Source organism: Streptosporangium sp. G12 (genome assembly GCF_052983175.1).
In genome coordinates this window covers 1-17,216 of sequence record NZ_JBRIQO010000041.1, presented here as the reverse complement: position 1 = coordinate 17,216, position 17,216 = coordinate 1, and the positions used below count along the sequence as shown (strand labels likewise).

The window sequence follows — 17,216 nt, the reverse complement described above, 5'->3', positions numbered from 1 at the left end:
GATGTCAGGGATTAGGCCTGGCCGACCTTGAAGCGGACGAAGGCCTGGACCTTGACACCATTCTCGTCCGCGAACTTCGCGACCGACTTCTTGTTGTCCTTGACGAAAGACTGCTCAAGGAGGGTGAAGTCCTTGTACCAGCCGTTGATCCGGCCATCAACGATCTTGCCGATGGCGGCCTCGGGCTTGCCCTCCTCGCGGGTCATCTCCTCGAAGAGCGCGCGCTCCTTCTCGACGACGTCGGCCGGGACCTCGGCGGGGCTGAGGTACTTCGGGGCCATCGCGGCGGCGTGCTGCGCGATGTCCTTGGCGACGTCGGCGTTCGGGGAGTCGAGCTGCACGAGCACGCCGACCGCCGGGGGAAGCTGGGGGTCGGTCTTGTGCATGTAGGCGCCGATGAAACCGCCCTCGAGCACGGCGAACCTGCGGATCTCGATCTTCTCGCCGAGCGCGGCGTTGGCCTCGTCGAGGTGCGTCTTGACGCTCTTGCCGTCGAGCTCGGAGTCGAGCAGTGAGGGCACGTCGGACGGCTTGGTGGCCAGGATGTGGTCGACCACCTGGCCCGCGAGCTCCTGGAAACGCTCGCCCTTGGCGACGAAGTCGGTCTCGCAGTTGAGCTCCAGCAGCGCGGCGGCGGAGTCGCCCTCCTGCTTCAGGGCGACCAGGCCGTTGGAAGCGGTGCGGGCCTCACGCTTGCCGACGTCCTTGGCGCCCTTGAGGCGGAGGATCTCGACCGCGCGGTCGAAGTCACCCTCGGAGGACTCGAGAGCCTTCTTGCAGTCCATCATGCCGGCGGCGGTCAGCTCACGAAGCCGCTTGACGTCGGCCATGTTCACGGAAGCCATTGTCTTTTCCTCGTGGGAATCGTCGTGGATCGGGTGGGTGCCCCCGACTGAGCGGCACCCACCCGGAAGGGTCTTGCGGGTCGTACGGCCGGGGCCGTACGAAAGTGACCTAGGCCTGCTTCTCGGTCTTCTCGGCGGACTCGTCCTCGGCGGCGGGAGCGTCCGTCGCCTCGGCGGTCTCGGTCCCCGCGACCTCGGCCTCGGCCTCGGCGGGGGCCTCGGCGGTCTCGGCCTCGGCGGCCGGGGCGCTGTCGGCGCTGCCCGCGAGCAGCTCCTGCTCCCACTCGGCCAGCGGCTCGGCGCCACCGGCGACGGCCGGCTTGTCGTCGCCGCGGTTGGCGCCGGCGCGGGCCATGAGACCGGCGGCGACGGCGTCGGCGACGACGCGGGTCAGCAGGCCGACGGCGCGGATGGCGTCGTCGTTACCCGGGATCGGGTAGTCGACCTCGTCGGGGTCGCAGTTGGTGTCGAGGATGGCCACCACCGGGATGTGAAGCTTGCGAGCCTCGCTGATCCCGATGTGCTCCTTCTTGGTGTCGACGACCCACACGGCACTGGGGATCCGGGACATGTCGCGGATACCGCCGAGGGTGCGCTCGAGCTTCTCCTTCTCGCGGCGGCGCATGAGGAGCTCCTTCTTCGTGAGCCCCGAGGCGGCCACGTTGTCGAAGTCGAGCTCCTCCAGCTCCTTCAGGCGCTGGAGCCTCTTGTGCACGGTGGAGAAGTTGGTGAGCATGCCACCCAGCCAGCGCTGGTTGACGTACGGCATGCCGACGCGGGCGGCCTGCTCGGCGATGGCCTCCTGGGCCTGCTTCTTCGTGCCGATGAACATGATCGTGCCGCCGTGCGCGACGGTCTCCTTGACGAAGTCGTAGGCCCTGTCGATGAAGGCCAGCGACTTCTGAAGGTCGATGATGTAGATGCCGTTGCGCTCGGTGAAGATGAAGCGCTTCATCTTCGGGTTCCAGCGACGGGTCTGGTGGCCGAAGTGCACGCCGCTTTCCAGCAGCTGTCGCATGGTGACGACGGGGGTGGACATTGATCGTCCTCCAGATCGGGGCGCCCATCTCTGGGCGCTGTTCTCGGTTGGACGCGACAGCCTGCGGCTGTCGCCCTGATGCCCCGAACAGGATCCAGCCGGGCTCTCGCCCGGACCGAGGGACCCCGGTTCTTGACGGGGCATGCGAAGTCGGCCCATGACTCACAGGCCTCCAAAAGTGTACCCGCAACCGCGCCTCTTCCCGACCTTCGGGCGTCAGGTGACCCTTACCCGTCGCGTGGAAGACCGTGCGGCCGGCGCTGGGCACGGGGGAAGAGGCTGACCTGCGCCTCGGAGACCCGGGCACCGGGCGGGGCGTCCCCCCTGTCCCTGACGGTGGTCTTGTAGGGGGTGAGCAACTCGTCGATCCGCTCGTTCAGCGCCCTCAGCTCCTCGGCGTCGACCAGCAGGACGGCGCGGTGGAACATCGCGGCCTCCCGCCACTCGCGTGACTCCCGCTCGAGGTTCTCCATCGCCCTGTTCACCTCGTCCGCCGCCTGCTCCAGCAACGCCTTGATCAGGAACTCCTTGGCGCCGCGCACGTCCGGTCCGTCGTCCGGGTCGGGACTGACGCTGAGACCCACGGCGCTGGAGCGCCAGAGCCGTTCCCTGCCGTCACCGCGCGCGGGCGCGTCCTCGACGAAGCCGTACTTGGCGAGCATGCGCAGGTGGTAGCTGGCCGCGCTGGGCGTGACCCCGACGACCTCGGCGACCTCGGTCGCGGTGCAGGGCCCCTCGGCCTGGAGCCGGTTCAGGATCGCGAGCCGCGCGGGGTGCGCCAGCGCGCGCATCGCCGTGGGATCGGTGAGGGACTTCCGCCTCGGTACCTCGGTCATGTGCAGACCGTACCCACTCCATATGTGAAGCATTGCCTTCATAACTATGAAGGGTTATCTTCACAGTTATGAAGCATTCCCTTCAGAGTCTCCGGAAGCCGGAAGGAGACGGATCCCCATGACCTCCGCGACCTCCGGGGCTCCCGCGGCTCCCGAGCCCTCCGCGACCAGGCCGGTGCCCCTCAGGAAGCAGCGCGACTACCGGTTCCTGCTCTCCGCCCGCGCCGTCACCGAGACCGGCACCGAGGTCTCCCGGCTGGCGGTGCCGCTGACCGCCGCCGTCCTGCTCGGCGCCTCCCCGATCCAGATGGGCGTGCTCACCGCCGCGACCTCGCTGCCCTACCTGCTGATCGGGCTCCAGGCCGGTGCCCTCGCCGACCGGCTGAGGCGGCACCGGCCGGTCATGGTCGCCTGCGACACGGTCTCGGCCGTCGCCATGGCCACGATCCCGGCGGCCTGGTTCACCGGGCTGCTCAGCGTGCCGTGGCTGATCGCGGTGGCGTTCGTCGTCGGCACCTGCTCGGTGATCTTCCGGGCGGTCAACTTCCCGCACCTGGTCACGGTGATCCACAAGAGCCAGCGGACCGAGGCGCTCGCGGGCTTCCAGTCGGCCTTCGCCGTGGCGACCGTCGCGGGACCGGGTCTGGCCGGGCTGCTCGTCCACCTGGTCACGGCACCGTTCGCGATCCTGGTCGACGCGGTGTCGTTCCTGGCCTCGGCGTTCCTGATCAGGTCGATCAAGGCGCCGGAGAACCACACGCCCGCTCCTCCGCGCGGCATGTGGACCGAGATCCGCGAGGGTCTGGGCACGGTGGCCGGGCACCCGGTGCTCCGCGCGCTCTGCGCCGCCGGGGTCACGATCAATTTCTTCGGCAGCGTGTACATGGCACTGTTCGTGATCTACACGCTCACCGTGGTCGGCCTGCCCGCGGGGCTGGTCGGCGCGATCACCGCCTTCTTCGGCGTCGGCGGCCTGCTCGGTGCGGCCCTCGTCCCGCGCTTGACCCGGCGGTTCGGCGAGAACCGGATACTGGCCTGCTCCGTGCTGCTCTTCCCCGTCGATTTCATGGTCGCCGCGCTCGCCTCGGGACCGGTGTGGCGCAGCTTCCTGTTCCTGTCCGCCAGCGCGGTGACCTCCGGCACGGCCGTCGTGGTCTTCTCCGTCTGCATGGGCGCCATCACCCTGCGCGAGACCCCCGCCGAGCTGCGGGGCCGGGTCAACGCCACGCAGTCGTTCATGATCCAGGGTGTCCTCACCCTCGGCGGTCTCACGGGCGGTCTGGCCGGCGAGCTGCTCGGGTTGCGCCCGGTGTTCTGGATCTCAGCGGCCGGAGCCCTGACCACGATCGCCTGGATCTGGCTCTCTCCCCTGCGTCATTCCCCCGCCCCCGCCCCCGCCCCCGATGATCCATCCCGAACCCGATGACCCCGCGGCGAGCCGCTCCTGCCCGCACGGACATGCCGGCCACGGGTGGGCCCGCACCGCGGGTACGTCCGCGGCGTAGCTGTTCGCGGGGGTCTCTCGCGAGAGGGCGTTCGGGAAAGACCGCCGGGAGAGGGCGCGGGAGGAGGGCGTTCAGGATTCGGGAGAGGACCTCCGGGAGCGGTCGTGGAAAGGTCTCACCACCAGGCGGGCGGGTGCTCGCCCCTCTGCGGGGGTGGACTCGACCAGTACGGTGACACGCCGTCGACGGTGCCGGGCGGCCTGAGGTAGGTCAGGCGGCCGAAGGCGCTGTCCATCTCCTCGATCATGTCGGTGACGTCAGGCTCCGGCGTGGCCGCTCCGTCGACCCTGCCGAGACCGTCCAACCACCGCGCGGTCCCGGCCAGGGAGAGTTCCACTCTCCAGGATCCCCCCTCGGTGGATCGGCGGAGCAGGGCGGCCATCGCGCCGAAGGCGGCCAGGTGGCCGGTGGCGTGGTCGAGAACCTGGGCGGGCAGCGGATGCGGCCGCGATCCGTCGCCACCCTCGCGGGCGATACCGGACACCATCTGTACCAGGCTGTCGAACCCACGCCTGCCCGCCCACGGCCCCCGCCCGCCGTACGCCGAGACATCGACGCACACGATTCCCGGCCTGATCCCGGCCAGCCTCCGGGGACCGAACCCCAGCGCTTCGAGGGCGCCCGGCCGGTAGGACTGCACGAGCACATCGGCCTCCGCCACCAGGTCGCGCAGCGCGGCGCTCCCGGCCGGAGTCCTCAGGTCGAGATGGCAGGACCGCTTGCCGAACGCGGTGCCGATCACCGGCCCCGGAACCTCGGGAAGATGCCGGGCACCCACCCTGAGCACCTGGGCCCCGTGGGCGGCCAGCGTGCGGGTCGCCACCGGCCCGGCGATCACCCTGGTCAGATCGAGCACCCGCACCCCGTCGAGCGCCCGCCCTCCCCCGCCTCTCGGAGCACCGGGCCTCGGACCACCGGAATCGCCGATCCGGGTCAGGTGAACGAGCGGCGACGCGGCGACCGCCCGCGACTGCGGGTGCTCACGCCATCCGGCGCGGTCGCGCATGGCCGCCGCGCATCCTCCCGCGGACGTCACCGCCTCCTCGACCTCGACGGCGGTACGCCCCGCGCAGGCGCGTTCGACGGCGTCCCTGCCCGTATCGGCGGGCAGTCCCAGCGCCGTGAGGACCGCGTCACGGTGGTGGTCGAAATTGCAGTGCAGCCGGACCCAGCCGTCGGCGGTGCGGTAGTCACCGGAGAGGGGAGCCCACAGATCCACGGCGACTCCGTCGATCCTGAAGTGACGCTCGTCCAGGAAGGCGATCGCCGCCTCCCGCACGTCCACCGCGGCCTGGCTCCCGCCTCCTTTGAGCGCCGCGGCGGCCGCGGTGGCGGCCCCGACGGCGACGGCGGCCGCGGTGCCCACCCGGAAGACGGAGGGCAGCACCGGATCGTCCCCGCTCACCCTGACCGGCGGCAGCTCGACGCCCACCTCGGCGGCCAGCTCGCGGATACGCTCTTCGACCACGCGATCCTCACTCGCACACGACGTTCCGGGCTCTCCCCCGCTCACCCGACGTTCCCCCGCTCTCCCCGTTCACCCGACGTTCCCCCGCTCTCCCCGTTCACACGACGTTCCGGGCTCTCCCCGCTCATACGACGTTCTCCGGCTCTTCCCGCTCAGTCGATATCTCTGGGCCATCCCATCCCAGCTCATCTCACGCGACACGCCAGGACTCTCATCGCTCACATGATGTTCTGCGACCCTCTTCGTCCCCATCCTCAGCCACATCCTCGACCGCCTATCCACAGAATCCCATTCGGCCCATACCCGGTCCATCACGGGACTTCATGCTCACGAGCATGAAGTCCGTCCACACCGTGGGGCTGCGAGCCCTGTTGTGCTCACTGATCCTGGCCACACCGGCGGCAGCGGGCGCCCGTCACGCGACCGCCCTCGCCCACCCCACCGGCATGACCGGCCGCGCGTACGGCGTGACGACTCCCACGACCACCCTCGCGTCCGCCCGCCCGGGTGCGCGCGGCCCGGCGAGAACGGCGCGTCCGGCCGGGGCACCCGCCCCCTCCTTTCACGGGAAACGGCCCCACCGGGAACGACCCCACGGAGGACGGCCCCACGGGGAACGGCCGCGCTGGGAATGGCCGCGCTGGGAATGGCCGCTCGCCGGACGGCCGCGGGTGCTCAGGGGCTTCGCACCACCGGCACAGCCGTGGCTGGCCGGTCACCGGGGCACCGACCTCTCCGCGTCTTCCGGAGCCGAGGTGCGGGCCGCGGGAGCGGGAACGGTCGGCTACGCCGGGCCGCTCGCGGACCGGGGCGTGGTGACCGTGCTTCACCCCGGTGGCCTGCGGACGACCTACCTTCCCGTCCAGCCCTCGGTGCGGCGCGGGCAGGCGGTGGCCACCGGCGAGGTGATCGGCACCCTTCAGGACGTCCCTGGGCACTGTCCCGCCTCCTGCCTGCACTGGGGCCTGCTCCGCGACCGTGCCTACCTCGACCCTCTGCTCCTCCTCGGTCATGGCCAGGTCCGCCTCCTTCCCCTGTGGCCGGCTCCGGCCTCGCGGCCCCCTTCGTAGGCTGCTCCGAAGCCCCGTTACGAGTTTTCGGCTTGAGCCGCCTCGACTCCTTGTCCTGCGCTGTTCCGGCTCCTTGGCTTGGGCCGTTTCGAGCCCTTGACTCGAGCCGCCTCGGCTCCTTGGGCTCGACCGACGACCGCCCCTCGCGACCCGGGAACGGGCTACCCGCCGGGAGGGCGGTCGGGGCGGAGGCGCCAGCCCCGGGAGACGCGTTCGACGTAGCCCGCGGCCGCCAGGCCTCCGAGGCAGGCGAGCACGGTCTCCAGGTCGACCCCCGCGGCGACGGCTATCGTCGCGGGGCCCACGCCGATCCGGGTGGGCATGGCCTCGACGACCTTCCGGGTCTCCGGGTCGAGCCGGTCGCGAGGAAGTACCGGACCGCGCGGCTCGGGAGCCAGGTCGGTGCCCATCGTCCCGGCGAGTTCGATCACCTCCTCGGGACCGGTGACGCAGATGGCCCTGCCCTGGCGGATCAGCCGATGGCACCCCGCCGAGAACTCCGAGGTCACCGGGCCCGGCATCGCGGCCAGGTGGCGGTTGAGCGCGATCGCGTGCCCGGCGGTGTTGAGCGCTCCGCTCCGCACGGCCGCCTCGACGACCACGGTGCCCCTGGACAGGGCCGCGATGACGCGGTTCCTGATGAGGAACCTCGGCCTGGTCGGGTGCGCGCCCATGGGGCACTCGCTGACCAGCACCCCCCGTTCCCGGATGGCGGCGAACAACTGCTGGTGCGCGCTGGGGTAGGCGACATCGGCGCCACAGGCCAGCACGGCGACGGTCGGTCCCTCGCAGGCGAGGGCGCCCCGGTGGGCGGCGCCGTCGATGCCGTAGGCGCCGCCGGAGACGACACCCCACCCCCTCTCGCTCAGCCCCGCCCCGAGCTCCGCCGCCACGTGCGTGCCGTAGGGCGTGGCGGCTCGGGAACCGACGACCGCGACGGATCTGAGACAGGAGAACCGCAGGTCGGCGTCGCCGTGGAGCCAGAGGGCATGGGGCCTGGAGTCTCCCAGGTCGTCCAGCTGGGTCGGCCATTCGGGATCGCCGGGAACCACCAGCCTCGCCCCTATCCGCTCGCCCTCGGCCAGGTCACGCGCGGGGTCGGCCGTCTTCAACCGGGCCGCCCAGGAGGCGACCATCCGGTCCAGCCTGGCCGCGAGCCGCCCATCCCGCGCGGCCTCCGAGCCGTTGTCCGTCCCAGACCGGCCGCCGCCGGAGCGGCCGCCGGACACGCTCGGTCTCCCGTGCCGCACCGCCTCCGAGGCGTCGTGCCGAAGGGGGCGTTCCCCGGACGGGCCGGATGCTCCGTCTCCCGGCTCCGGGCTCCCGTCATGCGGGCCCTCGCCCCCACCACGCGGAGGGAACCGTTCACCGGCTGAGCCGGACCTCCCGCCCGGCGGCTCCGGACTCCCGCCACACCGGCCGGGACCTTCGCCAACTGAACCGGGACCTCCGTCGTGCGGGCCCGAGCCTGCCTCTCGTGGGCCGGATCTTCCAGCCGACGGGCCGGGGCCGCCCACCGATCGGCCGGGATTTCCGGCCGGGCGGCCGTGCGTTTCGGCGAACCATCGGGTGAGATCCGCGTCCGCGGACCCCTTCCGGACCAGGGCGACGGCGGCCTCCGGGCCGCGCAGGGCGACGAGAGCGCCCATCACGGTGTCGCCCGGCTCGGCCAGGCGCATCAGGGTGAGCCGTGCGAGCCTGTCGCTCATCGTTCCTCCCCCAGCCATAGCCCCAGCGCGGAGTTGGTCTCGTGGAGCTCCGGCCGCTCCTTGCCCGCGAGGTCGGCCAGAGTCCAGGCCAGTTTGATGATCCGGTCGAGGCCCCGGGCGCTCAACCGGCCGCTGTCGAGATGCCCGAGCAGCGGCGACATCGCCGCGGGCGGCGGCCGGTATTCGGTGTGGAGGGCTCGGGCGGGCACCTCCGCGTTGCACCGCCACGGCGTGTTCGCGAACCTTTTGGCGGCCCGCTCACGCGCGAGCAGCACCCGCTCGGCCACCACCCCGCTCGACTCGATGAACCGACGGTCGGCGAGGAGCTCGCGCCTGGTCGAACGGAACAGGCCGACCTTGACGTCCACCCGGTCGAGCAGCGGGCCGGAGAGCCTCGCGAGATAGCGGCGGCGGGCCGCGGGAGCGCACGTGCACGGATCCTCCGGGGTGGAGGGCCGCGCGCACGGGCATCTGTTGGCCGCCAGCACCAGCATGAACCTGGCGGGGAAGGTCACCGACGCCAACGCCCTGGAGACCGTCACCCGCCCCGATTCGAGCGGCTGCCTGAGCGCGTCGAGAACGGTCGTCGAGAACTCGGGCGCCTCGTCCAGGAAGAGCACTCCCCGGTGGGCCAGTGAGACCGCCCCCGGACGGATCATCCCGCTGCCCCCGCCGATGACGGACGCGACGGTCGCGGTGTGGTGGGGCGCCACGAACGGCGGGCGGACCAGCAGGGGGCGGTCCCTGGGCAGCACACCGGCGACCGAGTGGATGGCGGTCACCTCCAGGGCCTGGTCCCGCTCCAGAGCGGGGAGCAGGGTCGGCAGCCGCTCGGCGAGCATGGTCTTGCCGGTGCCGGGGGGACCGAGCATCCAGAGGTTGTGTCCTCCGGCGGCGCAGATCTCCAGCGCGCGACGGGCGAGCGGCTGCCCCGCGACGTCTCCCAGGTCGGGAGCGTCGTCCGGGCCCTCCCCGGCATCGTGGGCGTCTCCGGGGCCGGCCTCGCCGGGAGATCCCGGCGGGAGCGGGAACGCGACCCCCGGGCCGCGATCACTGGTATCGGCACCGGGCTCCCCCGCCCCGGCTCCCCCGCACCCTCCGGAACCGGCCCGGCCGGAACCCGGCGGAAGACCTCCCGCCGGCTCGTCGCTCCGCAACCAGCGCACCAGGGCGCCCAGCGTGGTCGCGGGAACCACGCTCACCCCCGGCACGAGACCGGCCTCGGCGGCGTTACGGGCGGGAACGACGACGGTGTGGGCACCGGCGGCGACGGCCGCCAGCACGGCGGGGAGCACACCCCGCACCGGCCTGACCGAGCCGTCCAGGCCCAGCTCGCCCAGGAAGATCGGCTCGGCGACCCTGGCGGCGGGCACGAACCCGGCCGCCGCGAGCAGGGCCATGGCGATCGCGACGTCGAACAGGCTTCCACGCTTGGGCAGGCTGGCGGGAAACAGGCTGACCGTGATCCGGGCGTCGGGCCAGGCGTATCGGCTGTTGACCAGGGCGGAACGGACCCGGTCTCGGGCCTCGCTCAGCGCGGTGTCGAGCATGCCGATGAGGTGGAGGCCCGCCACGCCACTGCCGACATCGGCCTCGACCTCGACGAGACGGCCGGTCACCCCGACCAGGGCGACGCAGCGCGTGCGTGCGACGGCCACTCACCCCACCCCCCGCGGAGAGCGAATGATCCACGACAGGCCGGGAGAGATCGGCGGCGCGGGAGACGCCGACACGCCGGGGAACATCGATGCGCCAGGGAACATCAACACGCCGGGAGACATCAGCACACCCCCCGCTCGTGGCGGATGGCGAAATCCCCGGCGAACCGCTCCAGGGCGACGACGTCGACGCGGATCGCGTCGAATCGGTCCTGACGCTCGGCGAGCCAGCTGGCCGCGAGCCTGCGCAGACGGGCGATCTTCGCGTCGGTGACCGCTTCGAAGGCGGTGCCGTGGCTGCGCCCCGAACGGGTTTTCACCTCCACCGCGACGAGCGTGCGTCTCTCCCGGGCGACGATGTCGATCTCCCCGTCCGGGCACCGCCAGTTGCGATCCAGGATCTGCAGGTCGTGTGCCAGCAGATAATCGACGGCGATCTGCTCGCCGTGCTTGCCGAGCTCATCTTTCGCGGCCATGGAACCACCTCCGGTTCCAGACCTTCGCTCAGCTCACCGCACCGCCAAGAAGCCGAGCGCGATTCTGTGGAAATCCGGCCGGGCACGGAGCGTGGCTGTGGACAACGTCTCGCGGCCGCTCAGCCGCATCACGAGGCCTCGAAGCGCTCAGCCCCACCCCACCGGCCCCTCGGCCCTCCAGCCTCTCGAGGGCGCCTTCGAAGCCGCCGGGAAAGCCACCGGGAAAAAGGGCCCGGGAAAGCCGCTCAGGAGGAGAAGCCCTCCTTGGGCATCTCCAGATCGGGCTTGGCGAGCTCCTCGACGTTCACATCCTTGAAGGTCACCACGCGGACGTTCTTGACGAACCTCGCCGGGCGGTACATGTCCCAGACCCAGGCGTCCTGCATCTTCACATCGAAGAACACGTCACCGTTCTCAGCGGTGCGCACGTCGAGGTCGACGGAATTGGTGAGATAGAAGCGCCGCTCGGTCTCCACGACATAGGTGAAAAGGCCGACAACGTCGCGGTACTCACGGTAAAGCTGCAGCTCCATCTCGGTTTCGTACTTTTCGAGATCCTCTGCGCTCATACCGGTCCTCCTGTTAAACGCCCACCCCGGCCCGCCCGATCAGACGGCACCGGCCCCCACTTCATTCTCACCCATCACCTCGCCCGCTCCTGACCGCGCCACCGTCGAGAACGAGAAGCGGTGATCCGGACACGGACCGTAGGTTCTGAGAGCCCTGCGATGGTCGGCGGTGCCATACCCCTTGTGCACGGCGAATCCGTACCGGGGATGGCGTTCGTGCAGCGCCACCATCATCTCGTCCCGCGTCACCTTGGCCACGATCGAGGCCGCGGCGATGCAGGCCGCGACCTGATCTCCCTTCCACACGCCCAGCGACGGCGCGGGCAGGCCGGGAACGGGGAACCCATCGGTCAGAACGTAGCCGGGGTGACAGGGTAACCGCGCCACGGCCCTGCGCATTCCTCCGATGTTGGATCTGTGCAGGCCCCGGGCGTCGATCTCACCCGGCGGGATCACCACCACGCTCACCGCCCGCGCGGTCACCGTGATCCGCTCGAACAGCGACTCGCGCCGGGAGGCCGTCAGCAGCTTGGAGTCGTCCAGGCCGTCGATCGGGCCGCCCAGCACCACGGCGGCGACCACCAGCGGCCCGGCGCAGGCGCCCCGGCCCGCCTCGTCGACTCCCGCCACGGGACCGAGCCCGCGCCGGCTGAGAGCCCGCTCGTAGCCGTACAGTCCCGAATCCCGCCGGACCACGCTGGGTCTGGGGCGAAACGCAACCGTCATGGCACCACGGGTGACAGAGCGACCATGACCAGAGAGTACGCCCCCTCCGGTGCATTCGGTACCGCTATCTCACCTTGAGGAAGCTCTCCGGCCTCGAAAGCACCGCGGCCCTGGAGAACGGCCAGTAGATCGCGACGGCACGGCCGATGACGTCGCTCTCCGGAATCGACCCCTCTCCCAGCCTCTCCTCGTGGGCGCGCGAGTCGGCGGAGGAGGTGCGGTGATCGCCCATGACCCACAGCCGCCCCTTGGGAACGACCTTCTCGAACGGCTCCCCCGAGGGGAAGTCGCCGGAGTAGAGGTAGGAGCTCTCCTCGAGCGGCACCCCGTTGACCGTGATCCGCTTCTTGGCGTCACAGCACTTCACCGTGTCACCGCCGACCGCGATCACCCGCTTGATGGTGTCCTCGTTGTTCCAGCCCCTGAAAACCACGATGTCGCCGCGCTCGGAGTCGCCGTGCAGCTTGTTGACGACCACCCGGTCACCCACCAGAAGGGTGTTCTGCATCGACTCCGACGGGATCCAGAACGACTGGAAGACGAACGCCTGCAACAGCAGCGCCGCCACCACCCCGCACACCAGCAGGAACAGCGACTCGCGCAGGCCACCGCCCTTGCCGCTCTTCTCTTTCTTCTTCTCAGCCTCGGGTTCAACGGTCATGAGATGGGGCTACCGCCTTGAGAGCCAGCGACGACGCCACAGCACCAGCGGCACGGCGCCCGCGAAGCCCGCGAGGAGCGGAGCGGCCCCTCCCAGGGCCGCGGCGGCCTTGAGGGCCGGCTGGCCGAAGGTGTCGGGAATGGGAAGGGTCGTGGCCCTGGAGAACGGCCACACGATCACGAAGGCCCGGCCGATCACCTTGTCCACCGGGATCGTCCCGCCACCGGGATCACCCAGGTGGGAGCGGGAGTCGAGGGAGACCAGCCGGTGGTCGCCCATCACCCACAGGCGCCCCTCACCGACCTTGGCCTCGAAGAAGCTCTGGGACGGCACGTCGCCGGGGTAGAGGTACTCCTCGTCGAGGGGAACCCCGTTGACCGTCACCCGGCCCTTGGCGTCACAGCACTTCACGGTGTCGCCGGCGACGCCGATGACCCGCTTGATGTAGTCCTTCTCGCCGGGGACCACGCCGAAGGCGGTGCCGACCCAGCGGAAGAATCCCGCGACCGGGTTGGGCGGCTCCTCAAGGTCGATCTCGGGGTCCCAGGAGTCGACCCCGGAGAAGACCACCACGTCGCCGCGCTCGATGTCGCGGACGCGGTAGACGAGCTTGTTGACCAGGACCCGGTCGTTCGTGAGGAGGGTGTTCTCCATCGACTCCGACGGGATGTAGAAGGCCTGGATCACGAAGGTCTTGATTATGAGGGCGAGCACCAACGCCACGACGACCAGGACAGGCAACTCCTTCCAGAAGGAGCCCTTCTTCTTGTCCTTGCCGTCTCCGGCGGTCTTCTGAGTGTCTTCGGCGACCACGTCCACCTCGTCCTCGACAGGTCGACGCGAGACTGCGCCGTACTCCCGGTCTTCGCTAGTCATCGCTGACGAGCCTAGATGATGGGCGGTACCAAGTGGTCGAGTGACGGGGTACCGCATAGCCATGCGTATTGCCATAGGAGGTCAAACCTCCTTACATGCGACTGGCCCGCTCCCCGGTGACGGGGGCACGGGCCAGGTCGGCGGACGCTGACGCGCCTAGCGGGCTTCGCGCTTCTCGCGGATGCGAGCGGCCTTGCCGCGCAGGTCACGCATGTAGTAGAGCTTGGCGCGGCGGACGTCGCCACGGGTCACGAGAGTGATCTTCTCGATGACCGGGCTGTGCACCGGGAAGGTCCGCTCGACACCGACGCTGTAGCTGACCTTGCGGACGGTGAAGGTCTCGCGGGAGCCACCGCCCTGGCGACGCAGGACGAAGCCCTTGAAGACCTGGACACGGGACCGGCTGCCCTCGATGACCCTGACGTGGACCTCAAGCGTGTCACCGGGCCGGAAGTCCGGGACGTCGGTGCGGAGCGCGGACTTCTCGAGCTCGCTGATCAGCGTGTGCATGGCAGTGGTACCTCATTTACGAGCGCACACGGAGGTCCATCCGGCCGCGACGGGGCGGCGTCGCGATGGACACGCGTGCTGAAGTGGACTATGTCTCGGAGCCGGAACCGTCTGCCCGGCGGCGCGCGCCAGCCGGCGTTCAGTCGGCGGCAACGCTTCAGTCTGCCATATTTTCCCGACCGACCGGAAATCAACCGGTCAGGACGGCCGGCCCTCGAGATCCGCCGGCCCCGCCTGGGGGAGATCCAATTCCGCCAGGGCTCGCCTGTCGTGCTTGTCCAGGCTCTCCGGGTCGAGCGCCGCCAGCAGCTCGGGCCGGTTCCTCGCGGTACGGCGCAGCGCCTGGTCCCGCCGCCACCGGGCGACCTTCCCGTGGTGCCCGGAGAGCAGAATCTCCGGCACCTCGTGCCCCCGCCACTCGGGCGGCTTGGTATAGACGGGGCCCTCGAGGAGGTTCTCCATCGCGCCGGGCGCGAAGGAGTCGTCCACGGCCGAGTTGACGTTGCCGAGCACGCCCGGCAGCAGCCGCCCGACGGCCTCGATCATCACCAGCACGGCCACCTCGCCCCCGGCGAGCACGTAGTCGCCGACGCTGACCTCGTCCACACGCATGCGGGCGCCGTACTCGGCCATCACCCGGGAGTCGATGCCCTCGTAGCGGGCCGGGGTGAACAGCAGCCACGGCTCGGCGGCGTACTCCATCGCCAGCCTCTGGGTGAAGGGCACGCCGCTGGGAGTCGGCACGATCATCCTCGGCGGTCCGGCCGGGCCGGAGGCGAGGACCGCGTCGATGGCCTCCCCCCAGGGGCCCGGCTTCATGACCATGCCGGGACCGCCCCCGTAGGGGGTGTCGTCCACGGTGCGGTGCACGTCGTGGGCGTGGTCGCGGAGCTGGTGGAGGTGGACGTCGAGGATGCCGCGCTCGCGGGCCTTGCCGATGAGGGAGACGTCGAGGGGCGCGAAGTACTCGGGGAAGATGGAGATGACGTCGACGCGCATGTCAGACGATCTCGTCCGGGTCGAGCAGCCCGGCGGGGCCGTCCACGACGAGGACGCCCTTGACGAGGTCGACCACCGGGACCAGCGCCTTGACGAACGGCACGTAGACCTCGCCGCCCCCGGCGGCCCCGGCCTTGCCGCGCCGTACGACGAGCAGGTCCTGGCCGTGGTGGAGCACGTCGGACACCTCTCCCACCGTCTCGCCGTCGGGCTTGACCACGGTGAGGCCGATGAGCTGGTGGTCGTAGAACTCGTCGGGATCGTCGGAGGGCGGGATGTCGTCCGAGTCGATGACGAGCATGGTGCCGCGGAGATCCTCGGCCCGGTCACGGCCGGTCACGCCCTCGAACCTGACCAGCAGGATCCCGGAGTGCCAGCGGCGGGACTCGACGACCAGCGGGCCGGCCGACGCGGGGTCGGTGGCCAGGGCCGTGCCCGGGGCGAAGCGCCGGTCCGGCTCGTCGGTACGCACCTCCACGGACACGTCCCCGCGGAGCCCGTGCGGGCGGCCGATCCGGCCTACGACGAGCTGCACGCCCGCCTCCTCACGTAGTGGTGTCTAGGGAAAGCAGACGGGCCACCCACACTGGGCGGGTGGCCCGTTCGCTCGATGGACGCGTCTCGACGGCTAGCGGGCCTCGTTCAGGTCGAGAAGATCGACCCGGATGTACTTGCCGTCGCCGAGGGCGTTCACGACCGTGCGAAGCGCCTTGGCCGTACGGCCGCCGCGGCCGATGACCTTACCGAGGTCCTCGGGGTGGACCCGGACCTCAAGCACACGCCCGCTGCGGATGCGGCGGGCGTGAACCTGGACGTCGTCAGGATGCTCGACGATGCCCTTCACCAGGTGCTCGAGGGCCTCCTCGAGCACCTCAGGCCTCGCCTTCCGGCTTCTCCTCGGCGGCCGCGGTGGGCTCAGCCGGGGTCTCGGCGGCGGCCTCTTCGGCCTTGGGGGCCTCTTCGGCCTTGGCCTCTTCAGCCTTGGGAGCCGCCTTGCGGGTCGACTTCTTCGGCGTGGTGGCGGCCTCCAGGGAGAGCGCCTCCTTGGCCGCGGCCTCGTAGACGGCGTGACGGTCGGCCTTGGGCTCGGCGACCAGGAGCGGAGCCGGAGCCGGCTCGCCCTTGAACTTCTGCCAGTCGCCGGTGAGCTTGAGGAGCTTGAGCACGGGCTCGGTCGGCTGCGCGCCGACACCCAGCCAGTAGGCCGCCCTGTCGGAGTCGACCTCGATGCGCGAGGGGTTCTCCTTCGGGTGGTACAGGCCGATCTCCTCGATCGCCCGGCCGTCACGCTTGGTGCGGCTGTCGGCGATGACGATGCGGTACTGCGGGTTGCGGATCATGCCGAGCCGCTTGAGCTTGATCTTGACTGCCACTGGTGTGGTCTCTCCTGCATTAGAGCGTGGGTGAGCGGCGTCTCATCGAGTGGGGCACGAGGAGAGGACCGTTCGAGGGACAGGCATGGCACGCGGGAGTGAGAGGGCAACCACGTGTCACGATGTTCCAACATGTCATTGTGCCAGACGTGCGGGGGTGCCCGGCCAACCCGCGGCCATCCGGTACGGCGGCCGGAAGGCAAATCTCGGTAATCCCCGTGTGTCCGGACCCCGTGGCGGGCCGGCCTGGTGCGCTAAATGGCCGCCGTGGCAACCACCCTCAGATCTCTGCTGCTGACCGCGACCGGATCCGTCGCCGTGCTGGGTGCGGTCCTGGCCATCCGCGCGACGACCCCGGCGGGCCAGGCCGACGTGTCCCCGGCGCCCATCTCGTCCCCCGCCGGAACCCTTGACAGGACCCTCGACGGAACCCTCGGGCGCCCCGGAGGAACCACCGGGGCCACCGGGGCCACCGAGGCCTCGGGAATCTTCGGCGTCCTCGGAACCGACCTCATGACCGGCGGGGACCGCGCCCCCGGGCACTCTCAGGCCCCGTGGGGAGCACCCGAACCACCCGGCGCGCCCGCCCGGTGGGGAGATCCCGCCATGCCGGAGGCCGTGCCCGAGGCACCGCTTCCGCGGGGAACCGTGGTCCCGCCGGGAACACCCGTCTCACCGGTGGTCCCGATCCCGCTGGGGGCCCCGGCCGCGCCGGGACTCCCGATCCCCCAGGAGGCGTCCGCGCGGTCCGTGTTCCCGGGGTTCCCGGGGTCCCTGGGCTTCCCGGCCTCCCCGCAGTCGCCGCCGCTCCAGCCGTACTAGGAGCTGTTTGGGGTTCGGATCTATGTGAGGCCCGGTAGTGGGCTGGTCGTGGCTGGTAAAACTCGGACGTGGCG

The 17,216-nt window shown here is 70.7% G+C and carries 19 protein-coding genes; 3 read left to right on the top strand and 16 right to left on the bottom strand.

What is annotated here, in order from left to right; all coding sequences use genetic code 11:
- Nucleotides 1-11 precede the first annotated feature (11 nt).
- The 3 genes from tsf to ACVCAG_RS41605 form a co-directional block, all read right to left on the bottom strand.
- Nucleotides 12-845: a translation elongation factor Ts gene (gene tsf, locus ACVCAG_RS41615; protein WP_440086868.1), complete on the bottom strand. Its 834-nt coding sequence runs from the start codon at nt 843-845 to the stop codon at nt 12-14.
- 109 nt (nt 846-954) lie between these two features.
- Nucleotides 955-1,884 carry a 30S ribosomal protein S2 gene (gene rpsB / locus ACVCAG_RS41610; RefSeq protein ID WP_440086870.1) on the bottom strand — a complete coding sequence of 310 codons (930 nt, stop codon included), beginning with the start codon at nt 1,882-1,884 and terminating at the stop codon, nt 955-957.
- Nucleotides 1,885-2,111: 227 nt separating this feature from the next.
- Nucleotides 2,112-2,720 carry an ArsR/SmtB family transcription factor gene (locus ACVCAG_RS41605; protein ID WP_440086871.1) on the bottom strand — a complete coding sequence of 203 codons (609 nt, stop codon included), beginning with the start codon at nt 2,718-2,720 and terminating at the stop codon, nt 2,112-2,114.
- Between the two features lie 118 nt (nt 2,721-2,838).
- On the opposite strand from ACVCAG_RS41605, the gene ACVCAG_RS41600 reads away from it, so the two are divergent.
- Entirely contained in the window at nt 2,839-4,146 is a 1,308-nt protein-coding gene (locus ACVCAG_RS41600; protein WP_440086873.1) for an MFS transporter, read from the top strand.
- A 194-nt stretch (nt 4,147-4,340) separates the two neighbouring features.
- On the opposite strand, the gene ACVCAG_RS41595 is transcribed toward ACVCAG_RS41600, so the two are convergent.
- Nucleotides 4,341-5,693 (bottom strand): CoA transferase, encoded by a 1,353-nt coding sequence (locus tag ACVCAG_RS41595; RefSeq protein ID WP_440086874.1) that lies wholly within the window; start codon nt 5,691-5,693, stop codon nt 4,341-4,343.
- A gap of 335 nt (nt 5,694-6,028) precedes the next feature.
- Between ACVCAG_RS41595 and ACVCAG_RS41590 the strand changes: the two genes are divergently transcribed.
- Complete coding sequence (locus tag ACVCAG_RS41590) at nt 6,029-6,763, top strand: peptidoglycan DD-metalloendopeptidase family protein (RefSeq protein ID WP_440086875.1); 735 nt, start codon at nt 6,029-6,031, stop codon at nt 6,761-6,763.
- A 161-nt stretch (nt 6,764-6,924) separates the two neighbouring features.
- Here ACVCAG_RS41590 and dprA read toward each other — a convergent pair whose 3' ends face one another.
- The 12 genes from dprA to rpsP all read right to left on the bottom strand — a co-directional run bounded on the left by dprA (nt 6,925) and on the right by rpsP (nt 16,320).
- Complete coding sequence (dprA, locus tag ACVCAG_RS41585) at nt 6,925-7,992, bottom strand: DNA-processing protein DprA (protein ID WP_440086876.1); 1,068 nt, start codon at nt 7,990-7,992, stop codon at nt 6,925-6,927.
- Nucleotides 7,993-8,468: 476 nt separating this feature from the next.
- Entirely contained in the window at nt 8,469-10,130 is a 1,662-nt protein-coding gene (locus ACVCAG_RS41580; RefSeq protein ID WP_440086877.1) for an ATP-binding protein, read from the bottom strand.
- 122 nt (nt 10,131-10,252) lie between these two features.
- On the bottom strand, nt 10,253-10,606 hold the full coding sequence (locus ACVCAG_RS41575) for a YraN family protein (RefSeq protein WP_440071194.1): 354 nt from the start codon (nt 10,604-10,606) through the stop codon (nt 10,253-10,255).
- A 245-nt stretch (nt 10,607-10,851) separates the two neighbouring features.
- A complete protein-coding gene (locus tag ACVCAG_RS41570; protein WP_030511723.1) occupies nt 10,852-11,175 on the bottom strand; it encodes a DUF2469 domain-containing protein in 324 nt (107 codons plus the stop codon).
- A gap of 39 nt (nt 11,176-11,214) precedes the next feature.
- On the bottom strand, nt 11,215-11,901 hold the full coding sequence (locus ACVCAG_RS41565; protein WP_440086878.1) for a ribonuclease HII: 687 nt from the start codon (nt 11,899-11,901) through the stop codon (nt 11,215-11,217).
- A 64-nt stretch (nt 11,902-11,965) separates the two neighbouring features.
- Nucleotides 11,966-12,562 carry a signal peptidase I gene (gene lepB, locus ACVCAG_RS41560; RefSeq protein ID WP_440086879.1) on the bottom strand — a complete coding sequence of 199 codons (597 nt, stop codon included), beginning with the start codon at nt 12,560-12,562 and terminating at the stop codon, nt 11,966-11,968.
- A gap of 9 nt (nt 12,563-12,571) precedes the next feature.
- Nucleotides 12,572-13,438 (bottom strand): signal peptidase I, encoded by an 867-nt coding sequence (gene lepB, locus ACVCAG_RS41555; RefSeq protein WP_440086880.1) that lies wholly within the window; start codon nt 13,436-13,438, stop codon nt 12,572-12,574.
- 156 nt (nt 13,439-13,594) lie between these two features.
- A complete protein-coding gene (gene rplS / locus ACVCAG_RS41550; protein WP_362680339.1) occupies nt 13,595-13,948 on the bottom strand; it encodes a 50S ribosomal protein L19 in 354 nt (117 codons plus the stop codon).
- Between the two features lie 198 nt (nt 13,949-14,146).
- Nucleotides 14,147-14,947, bottom strand: a complete 801-nt coding sequence (gene trmD / locus ACVCAG_RS41545) for a tRNA (guanosine(37)-N1)-methyltransferase TrmD (protein ID WP_440086881.1) — start codon at nt 14,945-14,947, stop codon at nt 14,147-14,149.
- 1 nt (nt 14,948) lies between these two features.
- Nucleotides 14,949-15,482, bottom strand: a complete 534-nt coding sequence (gene rimM / locus ACVCAG_RS41540; protein ID WP_440086882.1) for a ribosome maturation factor RimM — start codon at nt 15,480-15,482, stop codon at nt 14,949-14,951.
- Nucleotides 15,483-15,575: 93 nt separating this feature from the next.
- A complete protein-coding gene (locus tag ACVCAG_RS41535; RefSeq protein ID WP_362680331.1) occupies nt 15,576-15,818 on the bottom strand; it encodes an RNA-binding protein in 243 nt (80 codons plus the stop codon).
- Nucleotide 15,819: 1 nt separating this feature from the next.
- Complete coding sequence (gene rpsP, locus ACVCAG_RS41530) at nt 15,820-16,320, bottom strand: 30S ribosomal protein S16 (protein WP_362680328.1); 501 nt, start codon at nt 16,318-16,320, stop codon at nt 15,820-15,822.
- A 267-nt stretch (nt 16,321-16,587) separates the two neighbouring features.
- On the opposite strand from rpsP, the gene ACVCAG_RS41525 reads away from it, so the two are divergent.
- Nucleotides 16,588-17,142 carry a hypothetical protein gene (locus tag ACVCAG_RS41525; RefSeq protein WP_440086883.1) on the top strand — a complete coding sequence of 185 codons (555 nt, stop codon included), beginning with the start codon at nt 16,588-16,590 and terminating at the stop codon, nt 17,140-17,142.
- Nucleotides 17,143-17,216: the final 74 nt, after the last annotated feature.